Genomic DNA, 15,044 nt, shown 5'->3' on the forward strand with positions numbered 1-15,044 from the left:
GTCGGTGAAGCCAAGGCCGTCGATGGCTCGCCACAGCGCCTCGGCGGAAGCCCCGGCCTCGATGGCGCGCAGCGTGTCGTCGGTGCACAGGTCGGCCAGCGGACGCTCGAAGTCGTCGAGCAGCATGTCGTCGTTCATCTCGTTCTCCTCCTACCGAACGCCCAGGCCGCGCGCGATGATGCCGCGCATGATCTGGCGCGTGCCGCCGCGCAGCGAGAAGCTCGGCGCCAGTTGCGTCACATAGGCCAGCGTCTGCCGCAGCCCATCGGAGGGCGCGGGATGCCCGGGCGCATCGAAGGCCTCCTCGATCCAGCCCGGCAGGGCCTGCTCGAACTCGGTGCCCAGGTCCTTCACGAGCGCGGCCTCGAAGGCCGGGTCGAGGCCCTGCCCCAGCTGCCGCGCCACGCTCAGCGACATCGCGCGCAGCACCGCCATGCGTCCCGCGATGCGCCCGGCCACGGCCAGCGCGCCGTCCGGCACCCGCGGCGCGCGGCGCAGTTCCGCCAGCCAGGCCTCGGCCAGCACCAGGCTCGAATGGATGCGCTCGGGTCCGCTGCGTTCGAAGGCCAGCTCGGCCGTCACCTGCTGCCAGCCCACGCCTTCCTCGCCGACCAGCGCATCGGCCGGCAGCTCGACGTCCTCGAACAGCACCTCGCAGAAATGGCCATCGCCACTGAGGTCGCGGATCGGCCGCACCGTGATGCCCGGCAGCGAGAGGTCGACCAGCAGTTGCGACAGGCCCCGGTGCCGGTCCTCGGGCGCGCCCGAGGTTCGCACCAGCGCGCACAGGTAGTGGGCGCGGTGCGCATTGGTCGTCCAGATCTTGCGCCCGTTCAGGCGCCAGCCGCCACCGGCCGTGGGCACCGCGCGCGAACGCACGCCCGCGAGGTCGGAGCCGGTGTCGGGCTCGCTCATGCCGATGCTCATGAAGAGCTCGCCGCGCACGATGCGCGGAATGAAGAAGGCGCGCTGCGCGGGCGTGCCGTAGCGCAGGATCAGCGGCGCGGTCTGGCGGTCGGCGATCCAGTGGGCCGAGACCGGCGCGCCGGCCGCGAGCAGTTCCTCGAGCAGCACGAAGCGCGCGAAGCTGCTGCGCCCGCCGCCGCCATAGGCCGTCGGCAGCGTGAGGCCGATCCAGCCGCGCGCGCCGAGGGCACGGCTGAAGTCGGCATCGAAGCCCATCCAAGAGCGCGCGCGCACGGCGTCGGGCACGCCCTGCAGCGCCGAGCGCAGGAAGTCGCGCACCGGTGCGCGCAGCGCCTCGTCCTCCGCGGGGATCGCGGCGAGCGCGAAGGATTGCAACGGGTTCATCGGGACGCCCTCCTCGAGATGGCATGGGGTTTTGCCCCGCTGCGCGGAGCGCGCGCGGTCGACATAATCGGCGGGCTGCCGCCATCACCGAGACATTCACATCCATGGAGCTTCGCCAGCTGCGGCAGGTCCTCGTCCTGTCCGAAACGCTCAACTTCCATCGCGCGGCCGAACGGCTGCACATGGCGCAACCGCCGCTGTCGACATCGATCAAGAAGCTCGAGGAAGAGCTCGGCGTGCTGCTGTTCGAGCGCCTGTCGACCGGGCTGCAGCTCACGCCCGCGGGCGAGGCCGTGCTGCAGAACGCCAAGCGCGCGCTGTTCTATGCCGACGAGATCCGCCGCGCCGCGCGCGAAGGCATGGCCGGCGAGCAGGGGCTGCTGCGCATCGGCTTCGTCGGCTCGGCCACCTACTCGCTGATGCCGCAGATCGTGCGCGGCTTCCATCGCCAGTACCCGCGCGTCGACCTGGTGATCGAGGAATCGACCACCACCGAGCTGCTGCGCCGCATCGAGGACCATTCGCTCGACATCGCGCTGGTGCGCCACCCGGTGCTGTCGCCCACCACCGCGCTGCTCACGGTGCTGCAGCTCGATCACCTGGTGCTCGCGGTGAGCGCCGACTCGGCGCTCGCGCAGCGCGGCAAGGTCGCCATCGCCGATCTCGCGGCCGAGCCCTTCATCGCCTACTCGCGCACCCTCGTGCCCGCCATGCACGTGCTGACGATGCAGGTGTTCCAGGATGCCGGCGTGCGGCCGCGCATCGCGCAGGAGGCGGTGCAGGTCCAGACCATCCTCGGCCTGGTGGAGAGCGGGCTCGGCGTGGCGCTGGTGCCGGCCGTGGTGCAGCGCTACGCCAGCAACGGCGTGCGCCTGCTGCCGCTGACCGACATGCCCTCGAAGTACACCGTGGGCATCGCGATGGCGACGCTGGCCGACGCGCTCACGCCGGCCGCGCGCAATTTCATTGCGGTCGCGCATGCTGCCGTCCAGCCGCTGGCTCAATCTTCGTAGCCGATGTTGGCGCTGCGCACGACGCGCCGGGCGCGCTCGATCTCGGCACGTTGGAACTCGGCGAAGGGCTGCGGCGCGCCGTAGAACACGGTGCCGCCCTGCGCCGCGATGAAGGCCTTGGCGTCGTCGCCCTCCATCAGTTCCTTGATCGCCTGCGACATGCGCGCGAGCACCGGCGGCGGCACGTTGGCCGGGAAGAACACCCCGGTCCAGGCATAGGACTCGTAGCCGGCGGTGCCGCTCTCGCTCACGGTCGGCACCTCGGGCAGTTCCTTGATGCGTTCGCCGGCCGCGACCGCGAGCGCGCGCACCCGGCCGCCGCGCACCAGCGGCATCACGGCGCTGACCTCGGCCATCGTGTAGTCGATGTTGCCGCCGGCCAGGTCGGTCATGGCGGCCGAGGTGCCCTTGTAGGGTACGGCCGTGGCCTTGATCTGGTTGCGTTCATGCAGCAGTTCGAGCGCGACGCGGTAGGTGGCGGTGCCGCTGCCGAAGTTGAGCTTGCCCGGTGCCTGGCGCGCCGCGGCCACCAGGTCCTGCAGGGTCTTGAAGGGCGAGTTGGCCGGCACCACCAGCACCATCGGGAAGCGTGCGATGCGCGCGAGCGGCTGGAAGTCCTTCACCGCGTCGTAGGGCAGCTGCCGGAACACGGCCACGTTGGTCACCATCGGCGAGTTGCTGGCCACGAACAGGGTGTAGCCGTCGGGCGGCGAGGCCGCCACGGCGCGCGCGGCGATGAAGCTGTCGGCGCCAGGACGGTTGTCGACCAGGAAGGGCTGGCCGAACTTCTCGCTCAGGTGCCGCGCGAGAAAGCGCGCGGTGGTGTCGGCGCCGCTGCCCGGCGGCAGCGAGACGATCAGCTTCACGGGCTTGTCGGGATAGTCGGCCGCGGCCAGGGTGGCGGCGCAGCCGAGCAGCAGCGCCAGCAGCCAGCGCGGGAGGAAGCGGGGGATGGTCATGTCTCGAAGTCCTTGTCGTTGTTGTCGCGGGTATCAGGGCATGGTGCCCATGTTCACTCGGGCTCGATGCGCGCGGCCTGCACGGCCCCGGCCCAGCGCTGCAGTTCCGCGCGCAGGTAGCTGCCGAACTGGGCCGGCGTGGAGGCCTGCAGCAGCACGCCCTGCGGTTCGAACTGGCCGCGCAGCGCCGGATCGGCCACCGCGCGGTTGACCGCCTCGTTGAGCGCCTGCACGACGGCCGGCGGCGTGCCCGTCGGCACCAGCAGGCCATGCCAGGTCGGCGCATCGAAGCCCGGGATCAGCGATTCGCCGAGCGCGGGCACGCCCGGCAGCACCGCCACGCGCGACTTGCCGGCCACCGCCAGCGCGCGCACCCGGCCGTCGCGGATGAAGGGCAGCGACGAGTTCACGGCATCGAGCAGGAACTGCGTCTGCCCGCTCATCAGGTCGGCCATGGCCGGCGCCGTGCCCTTGTAGGGCACGTGCACCGCGTCGAGCTGCAGCGCCTGCAGGAACAGCGCCACGCCCAGGTGCGTGACATTGCCCTGCCCGCCCGAGCCATAGCTGAGCCGCCCCGGGTTGGCGCGCATGTAGCGCACGAACTCCTCGACGTTGCCGACCGGCAGCTTCGGGCTGGCCATCAGCACGGTCGGGATCAGCGCCGGCAGCGCCACGGGAACGAGGTCGCGCAAGGTGTCGTAGGGCAGGCGCCGGTGCAGCGCGGGGCTGATCGCCAGGCCCGAGGAGTGATAGAGCACGGTGTAGCCGTCGGGTGCCGAGCGCGCGACGAACTCGGTCGCGATGTTGCCGCTGGCGCCGGTGCGGTTGTCGACCACCACCGGCTGCCCGAGCAGCTGCGCCAGCCGAAAGCCGATGGCGCGCGCCACCACGTCGGTGGGCCCGCCGGCCGCATAGGGCAGCACGAGCCGGATCGGCTTCTGCGGCCAGGCGTTGGGCTCGCCGGCCGCGCGCGCGGCCTGCATCAGCGGCGAGATGGCGAGCGCGCCAGCGGTGTGCAGCAGGTGGCGTCGTTGCATGGGCATGGTCATTTCCCCGGTTCGATGGATGCGGATGCGCGCGCGGCGGAACGAGCCTCGGCCGCCGCGACGAAGGCGTCGAGCGCGGACTCGTGCGCCGCCGTGTGATGGGCCAGCGCCTGGAAGCCGGCCGACATCTCGAGCACGGTGTCGAGCCGCGACTGCTGCGCCTCGCGCAGCAGCCGTTTGGTCATGCGCAAGGCATGCGGCGGGTTGGCGGCGATGCGGCGCGCGAGCCCGAGCGCCGTGGGCAGCAGCGCCTCGGGCTCGACCACCTCCGACACCAGCCCCCATTGCAGCGCCTGCGCGGCATCGATGGCCTCGCCGGTGAAGGCCATCTCGCAGGCGCGCGACATGCCGATGGCGCGCGGCAGCAGCCAGGCGCCGCCGTCGCCCGGGATCAGGCCGAGCTTGACGAAGCTTTCGGCGAACACGGCATGGCGCGAGGCGATGCGGATGTCGCACATGCAGGCCAGGTCGTTGCCCGCGCCATGGGCCGGGCCGTTGACGGCGGCGATGGTCGGCACCTCGAGATTGCACAGCGCCAGCGGCAGGCGCTGGATGCCGTCGCGGTAGGCGTAGCGGCTGTGCGCCGGCTCGCCGAGGCCGCTGCCCACGCTGTCGCGCAGGGTCTTCAGGTTGCCGCCCGACGAGAAGGCCGGGCCCGCGCCGGTCAGCACCAGCACGCGCACCGACAGGTCGCGGTTCACGGCCTCGCACAGCGCGAGCAGGGCCTCGATGGCATCGGGGTCGGACAGCGCGTTGCGCGTCTGCGGCCGGTTCATGGTCACGATGGCGATCGCGCCCTCGCGTTCGACCTGGAGGAAGTCCTGCATCTCAGTCCTTCCCGCCGTCGCGCATGCGCATCATGCGCAGCGGCGTGTAGCTCAGCACGGCCTTGCCGTGCTGGTTGTGCACGACGTTGCGCGTGCGCACGAGGCCGCGGCCGGGCTTGGAGGTGGCCCGCTGCTCGATCACCTCGCATTCGACATGAATGGTGTCGCCCACGAAGGTCGGCGCCGCGATGTCGAGTTCGGCATGCAGGAACGCGAGCCCCGTGCCCTGCATCGACGGCGTGATCAGACCCTCGGCGAAGGCATAGACCAGCGCGCCCGGCACCACCCGGCCCGGGATCGCCATGTGCGTGCGGTCGCTGGTGTCGGTGAACAGTTCCTCGTGGAGCCAGCTCAGGTTGATGAAGCTCACGAGGTCGGCCTCGGTCACGGTGCGCGCGCGCGAGCGAAAGCGCGTGCCGAGGGGCAGGTCGTCGAAATGAAAGCCGGTGTTCAGCTGGATCAAGGAGGCACTCCGTTCGGATCAGTACGAGGGTCAGTACGAGGGTCAGTACGAGGGTCAGTACGATTTGGGCAGGCCGAGCACCTTCTCGGCGATGAAGCACAGGATCAGCTGCGGGCTGATCGGCGCGATGCGCGGGATCAGCGATTCGCGCAGGTAGCGTTCGACGTGGTATTCCTTCGCGTAGCCATAGCCGCCGTGCGTCATCACCGCGGTCTCGCAGGCCTTGTAGCCGGCCTCGGCCGCCAGGTACTTGGCGGCATTGGCCTCGGCGCCGCAAGGCTCGCCGCGGTCGAAACGCTCGGCCGCATGGAACACCATGAGGTTGGCCGCCTCCAGCGCCATCCAGCACTCGGCCAGCGGATGCTGGATCGCCTGGTTCTGGCCGATGGGCCGGTCGAACACGATGCGCTCGCGCGCGTACTGCGTCGCGCGCGCCAGCGCCGCGCGGCCCAGCCCCACCGCTTCGGCGCCGACCAGGATGCGCTCGGCATTCATGCCGTGCAGGATGTAGTGGAAACCGCGGCCCTCCTCGCCGATGCGGTCCTCCACCGGCACCCGCAGCCCGTCGATGAAGACCTGGTTGGTGTCCACCGCCTTGCGGCCCATCTTGTCGATCTCGCGGGTCTCGACGCAGGCGCGGTCGATGATGGTGTAGAACAGGCTCAGGCCCTCGCTGCGGCTCTTGACCTGCTCGAGCGGCGTGGTGCGCGCCAGCAGCAGCATCTTCTCGACGCTGCTCGCGGTGGAGATGAAAGTCTTGGTGCCGTGCACGCGATAGTGGTCGCCCTCGCGCTGCGCGCGCGTCTTCAGCTGCGTGGTGTTAAGGCCGGTGTCGGGCTCAGTCACCGCGAAGCAGGCGCGCTCCTCGCCCGCGATCAGCGGCGGCAGCATGCGCTGCTTCTGCGCCTCGGTGCCGAAGGCGACCACCGGGTTCAGTCCGAAGATGTTCATGTGCACGGCCGAGGCGCCGCTCATGCCCGCGCCCGACTCCGCGATCGCCTGCATCATCACCGCGGCCTCCGCGATGCCCAGGCCCGAGCCGCCGTAGGCCTGCGGAATGCAGATGCCCAGCCAGCCTTCCTGCGCGAGCGCGCGGTGCAGCTCGACGGGGAAGCCGCCCACGCGGTCCTTCTCGAGCCAGTAGTCGGCATCGAAGCGCGCGCAGGTCCTGAGGATCGCCTCGCGGATCTCGCGATGCCCGGGGGAGAGTTCCAGTGCCATGGTTCAGCCCGCCTCGGCGCGGGTTTCGGCCGGCAGCAGGGTCGCGCCCTGCGCCGCCATCGCCGCGATCTGCGCCGCGCTGTAGCCGGCCTCGGCCAGCACCTCGGCGCTGTGCTCGCCGAGCCGCGGCGCGTGACGCGACACCGAAGGCGGCGAGCCCGACCAGCGCGTCGGGATCGCCATCGAGCGCATGCGCCCCTCGCTCGGGTGTTCCACCGTCTCGAAGAAACCCACGGCCGCCAGGTGCGGGTCGTCCAGCAGCGATTCCAGCGTGTGCATCGGCATCACCGGGATGTCGGCGGCCTCGAGCAACGCCGTCCATTCGGCCGAGGTGCGCGTGCGCATCGCCTCGCCCACGAGCTGGTAGAGCTCGCCGATGTGCTCGGTGCGCGCGCCGATCGAGCTGAAGCGCGGGTCGTCCTCCATCGCCTGCGCGCGGCCGATCAGGCCGAAGAAGGTCTTCCACTGCTTGTCGTTGTAGATCAGCACGCACAGGTGGCCGTCGCGCGTGGCGTAGGGCCGGCGCTGCTCGTTGAGCAGGCGCGCGTAGCCGGCCGGGCCCAGCGGCGGCTCGAAGGTCTGGCCGCCCATGTGGTCGCCGAGCACGAATTGCGCCATGGTCTCGAACATCGGCACGTCGATGGCCTGCCCGCGGCCTGTGCGCTCGCGGTGGAACAGCCCGGCCGACACCGCGTTGGCGGCGCTCATGCCGACGATGCGGTCGACCATCGCGCTCGGCACGTAGCGCGGCACCGGCGCGCCCGCGCGCACGCCCAGCGTGGGGATCGCCACCGCGCCCTGGATCAGGTCGTCGTAGGCCGGCTTGGCCGCATAGGGCCCGTCCTGCCCGTAGCCGTACACGCCCACGTACAGGATCCGCGGGTTGACCGCCGCGACCTCGGCATGGCCGAGCCCGAGCCGTGCCATGGCCTGCGGCCGCACGTTGTAGATCAGCACGTCGGCCTCGGCCGCGAGCCGCAGCAGCGCCTCGCGGCCGGCGGGCTGCTTGAGGTCGAGCACCACGCTGCGCTTGCTGCGGTTGGCATGCAGGAAGATGCCGCCCATGCCCGCATGGCGCGCGGGACCGATGCCGCGCACCGTGTCGCCGCCGGGCGGCTCGATCTTGATCACGTCCGCGCCGAGGTCGCCGAGGATCTGGGTCGCGTACGGTCCCATCAGCACCGACGTCATGTCGACGATACGCACGCCCTCGAGCGGCCCGCTCATCGGCCGGCCTCCGGGGCGGTTCGTTCATCGATGCGCAAGGAAGCGCGGGTGCGCGCAGGCGCCGGGCTGGTCTCCATGGAATCCCCTTTTCGTCGTTGGGACGATGCTAGGGAGATGCAGGGCGGGCGTGAAATACCGTGTCTGTGTCGGGCGATACGTTCGGTGTATCGGTTCGCGCGAGATGCGAAGCCACGTTTCCCGGCACGGCTGGCTCTTCCGTCGCCAGCCTCTGGCGCATGCGCCAGTTCCACGAGGCCAGCACGGCACCGGAGTTTCTCGCACAGCTTGTGCGAGAAAGCGAGCGCCCAACACAACGTCCTCGTGGCACCAGGGCATCGACGACCGCGGCGCCAAGCGCGCTGAGCGGCCTCGCGATAGGTGTGGCCAGGGGCTCTACGTGTGCGGCCGGCGGCGCGCACGCAGTCCGCTCAACCGAGCACCCAGACCACGAACGCCGCATCCGCCACCGCGAACGCCAGGTCGACGAAGAAGATCAGCCGCATCGGCCCGCGCAGCACCACCCAGCTGCCGGGCTGGCCGCGGCGATGCTGGCCCACCATGTGGGCATTGACCGCGAACTGCCCCGCATGCACCAGCACGAGCACCGCGGCCATCGACGCGCGTTGCGCCGGCGTCTCGAACAGGCCGTGTCCCGCGAGCAGCACGAGGCAGAACACCATCCAGGCCAGGTTCATCGCGCCGAGAAAACGCACGGCGCCGGCGATCGCGGGCAGCAGCGGCGAAGCACGGTCCGTCTTCGCCACGAGCAGCCGCGCGGCGCGCAGCGAGTCGAGGCAGAAGAAGCGCGCGCCCAGCGCGAACCAGGCGGCATTGAGCAGCAGAAGACCTGTCCAGACCGTGGATTGCAATGCAACGTCTCCGGGCTTGTTCGTGAAGCTTCGACTCTAGGTCAATAATGTTGACATGACAAATCCCCAGCCATCGCCCTCCTCCTCGCCCGCCACGGGCCTCGACGTCCTGCAAGCCATGATGGACGGGCGCATCGAGCGCTCGGGCATCGCCCACACCATGCCGATGCAGCTCTCGGCGATCGAGGCCGGCAAGGTCAGCATGCGCGTCACGCCCGACGAGCGGCATCTCAATCCCGCGGGCATGGTGCACGGCGGTTTCGCGGCCACCTGCCTCGACGGCGCCGCGGCGCTCGCGCTGTATTCGGCACTCGACGCGAACACGGCCTATTCCACCGTCGACCTCAGCGTGAAATACCTGCGGCCGCTGGCACCGCACACCGAGTACCTGGCCAGCGCCACGCTGGTCGAGCGCACGCGATCGCTGGGCATCTGCAATGCCGAGTTGCGCGGCGCGGACGGCAAGCTGCATGCGATGGCTTCCGCCACGCTGATGGTGAAGGGCTGAAGCGACGGCCAGGCGGCACGACACGCCCTCGCGATCCATCGGAATTCACGATGCAATCGCATCGAAGACTCGCGCGTTCGCCGCGCGAGGTCCGCTGTAAGCTGGACCTGGCCGATGGGAGAGATCCCATCGCTTCGAACAGCCATCGCGTGTCAAGGAACCCAGTGCCATGCCGTCCGTCTCCCACCGCCGCCGTTTCCTGGTCGGTCTGACTTCACTGCTCGCCGGCGCTGCCGGCAACGGCTTCGCCGCCGACGCCTCCGCGCCCCTCAAGCTGATCGTGCCCACGCCGCCCGGCTCCGCGGCCGATGCGCTGGCACGCGCGCTGTCGGTGTCGCTGGGGCGCCAGAGCGGCCGTGGCGTCGTCGTCGAGAACATCGCCGGCGCGGGCTCGCTGGTCGGCACGCAGCAACTCGCGCGCGCGCCGAAGGACGGACTGGTGCTCGGGGTCGTCAGCTCCAACCACACGATCATTCCCGGCATCTTCAAGAACGCTCCTTTCGATGCGATCGCCGACTTCGAGCCGATCACGATGATCGGCAGCCTGCCCATGATGCTGGTCGCGTCGAGGAACGTCGAAGCATCGACGGCGGCGGAGCTGGTGAAGCTCGCGAAATCCCGCTCCACGACCCTGGCGGAGGGGCTGGTGACCGGCAGCGTGTACCAGATCGCCAGCGAGGTCTTCAAGGAACAGGCGGGCATCGCCACCAACCGCATCTTCTACAAGGGCTCGGCACAGATCACGAACGACCTGCTCGCCGGCATCCTGGACATCGCGTTCGTCTCCGCGCAGGGCGCGGCGCCGCACATCGCCGCGGGCAAGCTCAAGGCCATCGCGGTGAACACGCCCACGCGCACGGAGATCGCGCCGCAGGTGCCGACGCTCGCGGAAAGCGGGTTCCCGAAGTTCGATGTCGATGCCTGGCTCGCGATCGTCAGCCCCGCAGGCATTCCGGCGGACAGCGCGGCGGCGCGGCGCCGGGAGATCGAAGCCGCGCTGGCACAGCCCGAGATGAAGAAGGCGCTGCAGATGCAGGGGATTCAGCTGCGGCGCATGACGCCTGCGCAGATGGTCGATTTCATGAAGGCCGAGGTAGTCCGCAATGAACAGGTGATCCAGCGCGTGGGCGTCAAGGTCGACTGAGGACGTGCACGCGCGGACTCGCGTTCGCTGCCACCGCAACAGCATCCGACGAGGCTGGGCGCAGCCTTCGAGACGCGCGTTCGAACACGCGCAGCACGATGGGGTCGGCCTCGTCGCGGCGGCGCACGGCGTGGAGCTCCAGCGCGTGAGGCGCGGCCTCGATGTCCAGGCGCCGCAGGACGCCACGTGCCAGGTCCTCGCCCACCAGATGCTCGGGCAGCATGCCGATGCCGGCCCCCGCCCGCACGATGTCGATCATCGCCTGCACGTGGTTGCAGACATTGATGCCCGAAGGGGACAGGCCGGCCTCGCGCAGCATGCCCGTCGTCAACAGATGGTGGTGCGAAGGCCGCGGCAAGGCCCAGATCGGGCCATCGTGCAGCGACACCCGGTCCTGCCTTGCGGCGAAGTAGGTGGCGCTCGCCATCCAGGCCAGCCCGGTCCGGCCGATCGGCTGGGCGACCAGTTCCTGCGCATCGAGGGGGCCGCTGACGATGCCCATGTCGAGCACGCCATCGGCGATCTTCTGTCGCAACGCCGCGCCAGCATCGACGATCAGGTCCCAGTTCAGATGCGGCATGTCCGAGCCGACGTCGTGCACGAAGCCGAACACGCGCGGCGCCGCGGCGATCTCGTCGAGGCCGAGCCGAACGGTACCGGTCGCGTAGGCCTCGTCGGTCACCGACAGCAGCACGCCGTTCACCTGTTGCAGCAAGGGCTCGCAGCGCCGCACCAGGTCCCGGCCTCGCAGCGTGAGCAGCATGCGACGGCCTTCCTTCTGGAAGACGCGTGTCTTCAGCCGCGCTTCCAGCTCGCGCACACGGCTCGAGATGCCCGACTGGGTGGTGTTCAGGCGTTCCGCCGCGGCCGCGAACGAGCCGAGCCGGTCGATCCAGAACAGCGTCTCGAGGTGGTGCAGGCCGAGGCGAAACATGGCCACGCTCCCTCAGGGCCGCGTGCGGGTGGCCGGGGACAGCTTCTTCCACGTCAACGCCCCGGGATCGGAGGGGAACATTCCCTTCGCGTGCGCGATCACGACATCGGTTTCGGGATGCTCGGTCAGCGGCTCGAAGTCAGCGCGGAAGTGGTGAGAACTCTTGACGACGACGATCTTCATCGCCTCTGGCGCGATGTCGACCATGCGAAAGAGCTCGCGGTCCTGTGTGCCGATGCGTCCGCTGGAGACCACGATGAGCACGCCCTCGATCTCCAGGCAGGCGGTGGGACCGAGCACGGCCTGGAACCCGGTCATCTTCGGCCCCTTGAAGGTGACCATGCCATCGGAGAGCGAACGGACCCTGAACCTGCCCTGCAACGGCGGCTCGCTCTGGCCTATGGGCGTGGCCAGCGACTCTCCGACGGCGCAGTCGATCGTCTGGCCGATGCCGGCACGGTGCGCCAAGGCTGCCGCCGCGGGGTCGTAGAGCACGCCCAGCGCCACCCGGTCCGGAAAGCGGCGACCCGCGCCGGCATCGAGCAGCGCATGCAGCATGCCGGTGGTGGACGCGGTGCCGCCGACGCCGGGGTTGTCCTGCAGGTCCGCGACCACCACGGTGCGCGGGCTCTGGTCGGCGCGCTGCAAGGCGGCGTTCACGGCCTCGTTGGCGTCCAGCGCCTTCAACCGCCACTGGCCGGGCTCGCCGACATGCGCATGGAGCAGGCCCACGGCCTCGCGCGCACGCTCGCCATGGGACCAGACGGTCGGCCCGCATTCCTCGAAGTCCGAGGCCGGGAAAGCCATGCAGAAGCTGGAGACCGTGCCCAGCCGCCGGTCGATGTCCTCGAGCAGTTCGTAGCAGCCTCGGGCAGGTTCGGCCGATGTGCTTTGCATGCTCACCGAGATGAGGAAGGGAAGGCGTTCGCAATGCCAAGGCTCGCGCCCGCCATGGCGCGTCAGTCGATCGAGCAGATCCGCCGCGCGCTCGCCCGTCTTCACATAGTCGATGTGCGGATAGGTGCGGAACGCCACCAGCGCATCGGCATGCGCAAGCATCGCGCGGGTGACGTTGGCATGCAGGTCCAGGCTCGCCACGAGCGGCACGTTCCTGCCGACGGCCTTTCGGATGCGCGCGAGCAGTTCGCCCTCGGCATCGTCGAACGACTCGCTCATGGCGGCGCCATGCAGCTCGAGGTAGATGGCGTCGTATGCAAGCGTCTTCACGTCACGCAGGATGGTGTCGCAGATGCGCTCGAAGGCATCGTCGGTGATGTATGACGAGGGAACGGCGCCAGCCCACAGGCTCGGAACCAGCGTCCAGCCATGGCGCTTCGCGACGCTGGCAAAACCGCTGGCGGAGACGTCCACCTTCGAGATCATCTCCAGCATCGCGTCGCCGTGCGTGGGTTTCGGAAAGCTCTCGCCACGCTCGAAGGCGGCCCAATCGGCACGGTTCGAGGCAAAGGTGTTCGTCTCGTGCTTGAACCCGGCCACCAGTACGCGCATATCGACTCCACATCAGTTTTGTTGAGGTAATTCTTTGCGTCGAGCCAGCAATCGGCAATGGATTTATAGTGCTTCTGCCTCAATGAAACTAATGAGCCCGAGCACCACGCCCTCGCTGTCCCCCTCGCTGCTGGCGTGGCTGCGCTGCTTCGACGCAGCCGCGCGCTGTGGCAGCTTCACCAAGGCGGCCGTGGAGCTGCACGTCTCGCAGGGCGCAGTGAGCCAGCAGGTCAAGCGACTGGAGGACCGGCTCGGACACGTGCTGCTGCTGCGCACGCCCGCGGGACTGGCGCTGACGCCGCAGGGGGAGCAGCTCTACGCGGCAACGCGCGAGTCGTTCCGCAACCTGGCAAGCACCGTGCACCGGTTGCAGCTCGCGCATGTGGGCGAGCCGGTCAACATCAGCTGTTCACCGTCGCTCGCCATGCTGTGGCTCACGCTGCGGCTGGGCAGCCTCTACCGCGCCAATCCGGACATGGCATTCCGGGTGGTCGGAGAGTCCGACCGCGTCGATCCCTCGCGCATGTCGCGCGAAGGCATCGCCGCGGCGGTGCGGCTGGGTGCCGCGGGCAGCGAGGATGCGAAAGCGGTCGACCTGCTCGACGAGTGGCTGGTGCCGGTCGCCGCGCCGAGCTTCATGCAGGCCCATCCCGAGTTGCGCAAGGCGAGCAAGCTCAAGGGTTCGCAGCTGCTGCATGCCGCGGACCCGGGGGAAGGCGGCGAGCCGACGGAGGAGTGGGCGCAGTGGCTCGGCGCCGTGGGCGTGGACCTGGCGCCCTCGGCGCTGCGGCAGGGGACGCAGTTCAACCTGTCGCTGTTGGCAGTGCAGGCGGCACTGGGAGGCCAAGGCATCGCCATGGGGCGGCTGGCGCTCGTGCTGCACTACCTCACGTCGGGACGGCTGGTGCTCGCGTTCCGCCAGCGGGTGCTTTCCAATGCGACGTACCGCTTCATCGGCAGCCCTTCCCATCCCGCCACGCCGACCGTGCTGGCATGGCTGCTCGACGAGGCGGCGCGTTTCCGCCAGCAGCGCGACGCCTACTTCGAGAATGCGGGCATCTCGGCGGCCTAGATCTGCCGCGCCAGCTCGAGCATGACCGTGCGCCAGGCCTGGCGCTCGCTTTCGCCGACCGACTTCAGCGCGCGCTCCATCGCCGCCGCCTCATGCGCGGAAGCCTGGCGCTCGATGCGCGCACCCTCGCGCGTGAGCCGCAGCAGCTTGCTGCGATGCTCGTGCGGGCTGCGTTCGGCCAGCACCAGCCCCTGTTCCTGCAGATGCTTGAGCGGCCGATGCATCGCCTGCTTCGACACGCCCAGCAGCGCGATCAGCTGGCCGACCGCGATGCCGTCGGTGCGCGCGATCGCATAGAGCATGCGGTGATGAACGCGCGACAGGCCATGGCCGGCCAGGAACAGATCGGCTTTCGCGACCAGGCCGCGGAACGCGAAATGCATCAGCAGCAGCGCGCCGTCGTCGGCGCGCGCTTCCTTCAGGCCGGCTTGCGCCACCTGCAGCAGATCGAAGATGTTCTCGGGGCGGGGGGCTGCCATGGGCTGGGCGATCGGAACGAAGAGACGACGGCCCGCCAGTCTAACGACGCCTCACTCGCGCAACACCAGCCGCTCGAGCTTCGGATCGGCCGCGATCTCCGCCTCGGTGAACGGCGGCGTCACGAGCTGCTTGCGCGAGAACAGCGGCAGCTGGTCGTCGTGGTGCGGCGAAGCCGGGTCGGTGGACTGGCCGGCCGCCATCATCAGCCTGGCCACCAGCCGGCCCTGGTCCCAGGTCACGAGGTGCACGTAGGAGGTGCCGGCGATGATGTCGCCGAAGCCCTCGCGACCGAGCGGCGCGCCGTCGAGCGCGTTGAGCACGCCCTGCTCGCCCGAACCGCCGTGCAGCGGCACGCGGCCTTGCGGCGTGGGGCGCGCGAGCATGTCGCCCCAGCGCTCGTCGCCACGCAGGCCCAGCGCCGCGAGCGCCTGCGCCGTGTCGCGCACCGCGGCGACGATGGC

16 protein-coding genes are annotated in these 15,044 nt (G+C 69.9%); 4 read left to right on the forward strand and 12 right to left on the reverse strand.

The window, feature by feature from the left end; all coding sequences use genetic code 11:
• Window positions 1–150: 150 nt before the first annotated feature.
• The gene (locus AC27VN_RS14815) at window positions 151–1,311 is read right to left on the reverse strand and encodes an acyl-CoA dehydrogenase family protein (RefSeq protein WP_490877005.1); all 1,161 of its coding nucleotides are present in this window, start codon (window positions 1,309–1,311) and stop codon (window positions 151–153) included.
• Between the two features lie 104 nt (window positions 1,312–1,415).
• Between AC27VN_RS14815 and AC27VN_RS14820 the strand changes: the two genes are divergently transcribed.
• Complete coding sequence (locus tag AC27VN_RS14820; RefSeq protein WP_093346256.1) at window positions 1,416–2,324, forward strand: LysR family transcriptional regulator; 909 nt, start codon at window positions 1,416–1,418, stop codon at window positions 2,322–2,324.
• On the opposite strand, the gene AC27VN_RS14825 is transcribed toward AC27VN_RS14820, so the two are convergent.
• From AC27VN_RS14825 to AC27VN_RS14855, 7 genes are all read right to left on the reverse strand, one after another.
• A complete protein-coding gene (locus tag AC27VN_RS14825) occupies window positions 2,312–3,283 on the reverse strand; it encodes a Bug family tripartite tricarboxylate transporter substrate binding protein (RefSeq protein WP_203206606.1) in 972 nt (323 codons plus the stop codon). The genes AC27VN_RS14820 and AC27VN_RS14825 overlap by 13 nt on opposite strands.
• A 53-nt stretch (window positions 3,284–3,336) precedes the next feature.
• The gene (locus tag AC27VN_RS14830; RefSeq protein ID WP_093346251.1) at window positions 3,337–4,326 is read right to left on the reverse strand and encodes a Bug family tripartite tricarboxylate transporter substrate binding protein; all 990 of its coding nucleotides are present in this window, start codon (window positions 4,324–4,326) and stop codon (window positions 3,337–3,339) included.
• 2 nt (window positions 4,327–4,328) lie between these two features.
• Window positions 4,329–5,156, reverse strand: coding sequence for a crotonase/enoyl-CoA hydratase family protein (locus AC27VN_RS14835; protein ID WP_296786901.1), 828 nt, complete (start codon window positions 5,154–5,156; stop codon window positions 4,329–4,331).
• 1 nt (window position 5,157) lies between these two features.
• Window positions 5,158–5,619, reverse strand: coding sequence for a MaoC family dehydratase (locus AC27VN_RS14840; protein ID WP_490877006.1), 462 nt, complete (start codon window positions 5,617–5,619; stop codon window positions 5,158–5,160).
• 54 nt (window positions 5,620–5,673) lie between these two features.
• Window positions 5,674–6,840: an acyl-CoA dehydrogenase family protein gene (locus AC27VN_RS14845; RefSeq protein ID WP_490877007.1), complete on the reverse strand. Its 1,167-nt coding sequence runs from the start codon at window positions 6,838–6,840 to the stop codon at window positions 5,674–5,676.
• A gap of 3 nt (window positions 6,841–6,843) precedes the next feature.
• Window positions 6,844–8,067: a CaiB/BaiF CoA transferase family protein gene (locus AC27VN_RS14850; RefSeq protein ID WP_490877008.1), complete on the reverse strand. Its 1,224-nt coding sequence runs from the start codon at window positions 8,065–8,067 to the stop codon at window positions 6,844–6,846.
• 428 nt (window positions 8,068–8,495) lie between these two features.
• Window positions 8,496–8,936: a hypothetical protein gene (locus AC27VN_RS14855; protein ID WP_490877009.1), complete on the reverse strand. Its 441-nt coding sequence runs from the start codon at window positions 8,934–8,936 to the stop codon at window positions 8,496–8,498.
• A gap of 55 nt (window positions 8,937–8,991) precedes the next feature.
• Between AC27VN_RS14855 and AC27VN_RS14860 the strand changes: the two genes are divergently transcribed.
• Window positions 8,992–9,444: a PaaI family thioesterase gene (locus AC27VN_RS14860; protein WP_490877010.1), complete on the forward strand. Its 453-nt coding sequence runs from the start codon at window positions 8,992–8,994 to the stop codon at window positions 9,442–9,444.
• Between the two features lie 169 nt (window positions 9,445–9,613).
• Window positions 9,614–10,588: a tripartite tricarboxylate transporter substrate-binding protein gene (locus tag AC27VN_RS14865; protein ID WP_490877011.1), complete on the forward strand. Its 975-nt coding sequence runs from the start codon at window positions 9,614–9,616 to the stop codon at window positions 10,586–10,588.
• Here the strand turns inward: AC27VN_RS14865 and AC27VN_RS14870 are convergent.
• Together AC27VN_RS14870 and AC27VN_RS14875 are read right to left on the reverse strand one after the other, a co-directional pair.
• Window positions 10,575–11,522: a LysR family transcriptional regulator gene (locus tag AC27VN_RS14870; RefSeq protein ID WP_490877012.1), complete on the reverse strand. Its 948-nt coding sequence runs from the start codon at window positions 11,520–11,522 to the stop codon at window positions 10,575–10,577. The genes AC27VN_RS14865 and AC27VN_RS14870 overlap by 14 nt on opposite strands.
• A gap of 12 nt (window positions 11,523–11,534) precedes the next feature.
• Window positions 11,535–13,031 (reverse strand): M81 family metallopeptidase, encoded by a 1,497-nt coding sequence (locus AC27VN_RS14875; protein WP_490877013.1) that lies wholly within the window; start codon window positions 13,029–13,031, stop codon window positions 11,535–11,537.
• A 91-nt stretch (window positions 13,032–13,122) separates the two neighbouring features.
• Here AC27VN_RS14875 and AC27VN_RS14880 point away from each other — a divergent pair, with 91 nt between their 5' ends.
• Window positions 13,123–14,103 carry a LysR family transcriptional regulator gene (locus tag AC27VN_RS14880; protein WP_490877014.1) on the forward strand — a complete coding sequence of 327 codons (981 nt, stop codon included), beginning with the start codon at window positions 13,123–13,125 and terminating at the stop codon, window positions 14,101–14,103.
• Here AC27VN_RS14880 and AC27VN_RS14885 read toward each other — a convergent pair.
• Together AC27VN_RS14885 and AC27VN_RS14890 are read right to left on the reverse strand one after the other, a co-directional pair.
• Window positions 14,100–14,582 (reverse strand): MarR family winged helix-turn-helix transcriptional regulator, encoded by a 483-nt coding sequence (locus AC27VN_RS14885; RefSeq protein WP_093346223.1) that lies wholly within the window; start codon window positions 14,580–14,582, stop codon window positions 14,100–14,102. The two genes, AC27VN_RS14880 and AC27VN_RS14885, sit on opposite strands and share 4 nt — an antisense overlap.
• 51 nt (window positions 14,583–14,633) lie before the next feature.
• Window positions 14,634–15,044, reverse strand: a 411-nt coding sequence (locus tag AC27VN_RS14890; protein WP_490877015.1) for a penicillin acylase family protein, incomplete at its 5' end; no start/stop codon positions are given.

This window comes from Variovorax sp. 20P10.2.4 (assembly GCF_058244205.1).

What these genes read in the sequence shown, in the direction of transcription:
- AC27VN_RS14815 (WP_490877005.1), bottom strand. Translation starts at nt 1,311, where the DNA reads ATGAACCCGTTGCAATCCTTCGCGCTCGCCGCGATCCCCGCGGAGGAC.
- AC27VN_RS14820 (WP_093346256.1), top strand. Translation starts at nt 1,416, where the DNA reads ATGGAGCTTCGCCAGCTGCGGCAGGTCCTCGTCCTGTCCGAAACGCTC.
- AC27VN_RS14825 (WP_203206606.1), bottom strand. Translation starts at nt 3,283, where the DNA reads ATGACCATCCCCCGCTTCCTCCCGCGCTGGCTGCTGGCGCTGCTGCTC.
- AC27VN_RS14830 (WP_093346251.1), bottom strand. Translation starts at nt 4,326, where the DNA reads ATGCCCATGCAACGACGCCACCTGCTGCACACCGCTGGCGCGCTCGCC.
- AC27VN_RS14835 (WP_296786901.1), bottom strand. Translation starts at nt 5,156, where the DNA reads ATGCAGGACTTCCTCCAGGTCGAACGCGAGGGCGCGATCGCCATCGTG.
- AC27VN_RS14845 (WP_490877007.1), bottom strand. Translation starts at nt 6,840, where the DNA reads ATGGCACTGGAACTCTCCCCCGGGCATCGCGAGATCCGCGAGGCGATC.
- AC27VN_RS14850 (WP_490877008.1), bottom strand. Translation starts at nt 8,067, where the DNA reads ATGAGCGGGCCGCTCGAGGGCGTGCGTATCGTCGACATGACGTCGGTG.
- AC27VN_RS14860 (WP_490877010.1), top strand. Translation starts at nt 8,992, where the DNA reads ATGACAAATCCCCAGCCATCGCCCTCCTCCTCGCCCGCCACGGGCCTC.
- AC27VN_RS14865 (WP_490877011.1), top strand. Translation starts at nt 9,614, where the DNA reads ATGCCGTCCGTCTCCCACCGCCGCCGTTTCCTGGTCGGTCTGACTTCA.
- AC27VN_RS14870 (WP_490877012.1), bottom strand. Translation starts at nt 11,522, where the DNA reads ATGTTTCGCCTCGGCCTGCACCACCTCGAGACGCTGTTCTGGATCGAC.
- AC27VN_RS14875 (WP_490877013.1), bottom strand. Translation starts at nt 13,031, where the DNA reads ATGCGCGTACTGGTGGCCGGGTTCAAGCACGAGACGAACACCTTTGCC.
- AC27VN_RS14880 (WP_490877014.1), top strand. Translation starts at nt 13,123, where the DNA reads ATGAGCCCGAGCACCACGCCCTCGCTGTCCCCCTCGCTGCTGGCGTGG.
- AC27VN_RS14885 (WP_093346223.1), bottom strand. Translation starts at nt 14,582, where the DNA reads ATGGCAGCCCCCCGCCCCGAGAACATCTTCGATCTGCTGCAGGTGGCG.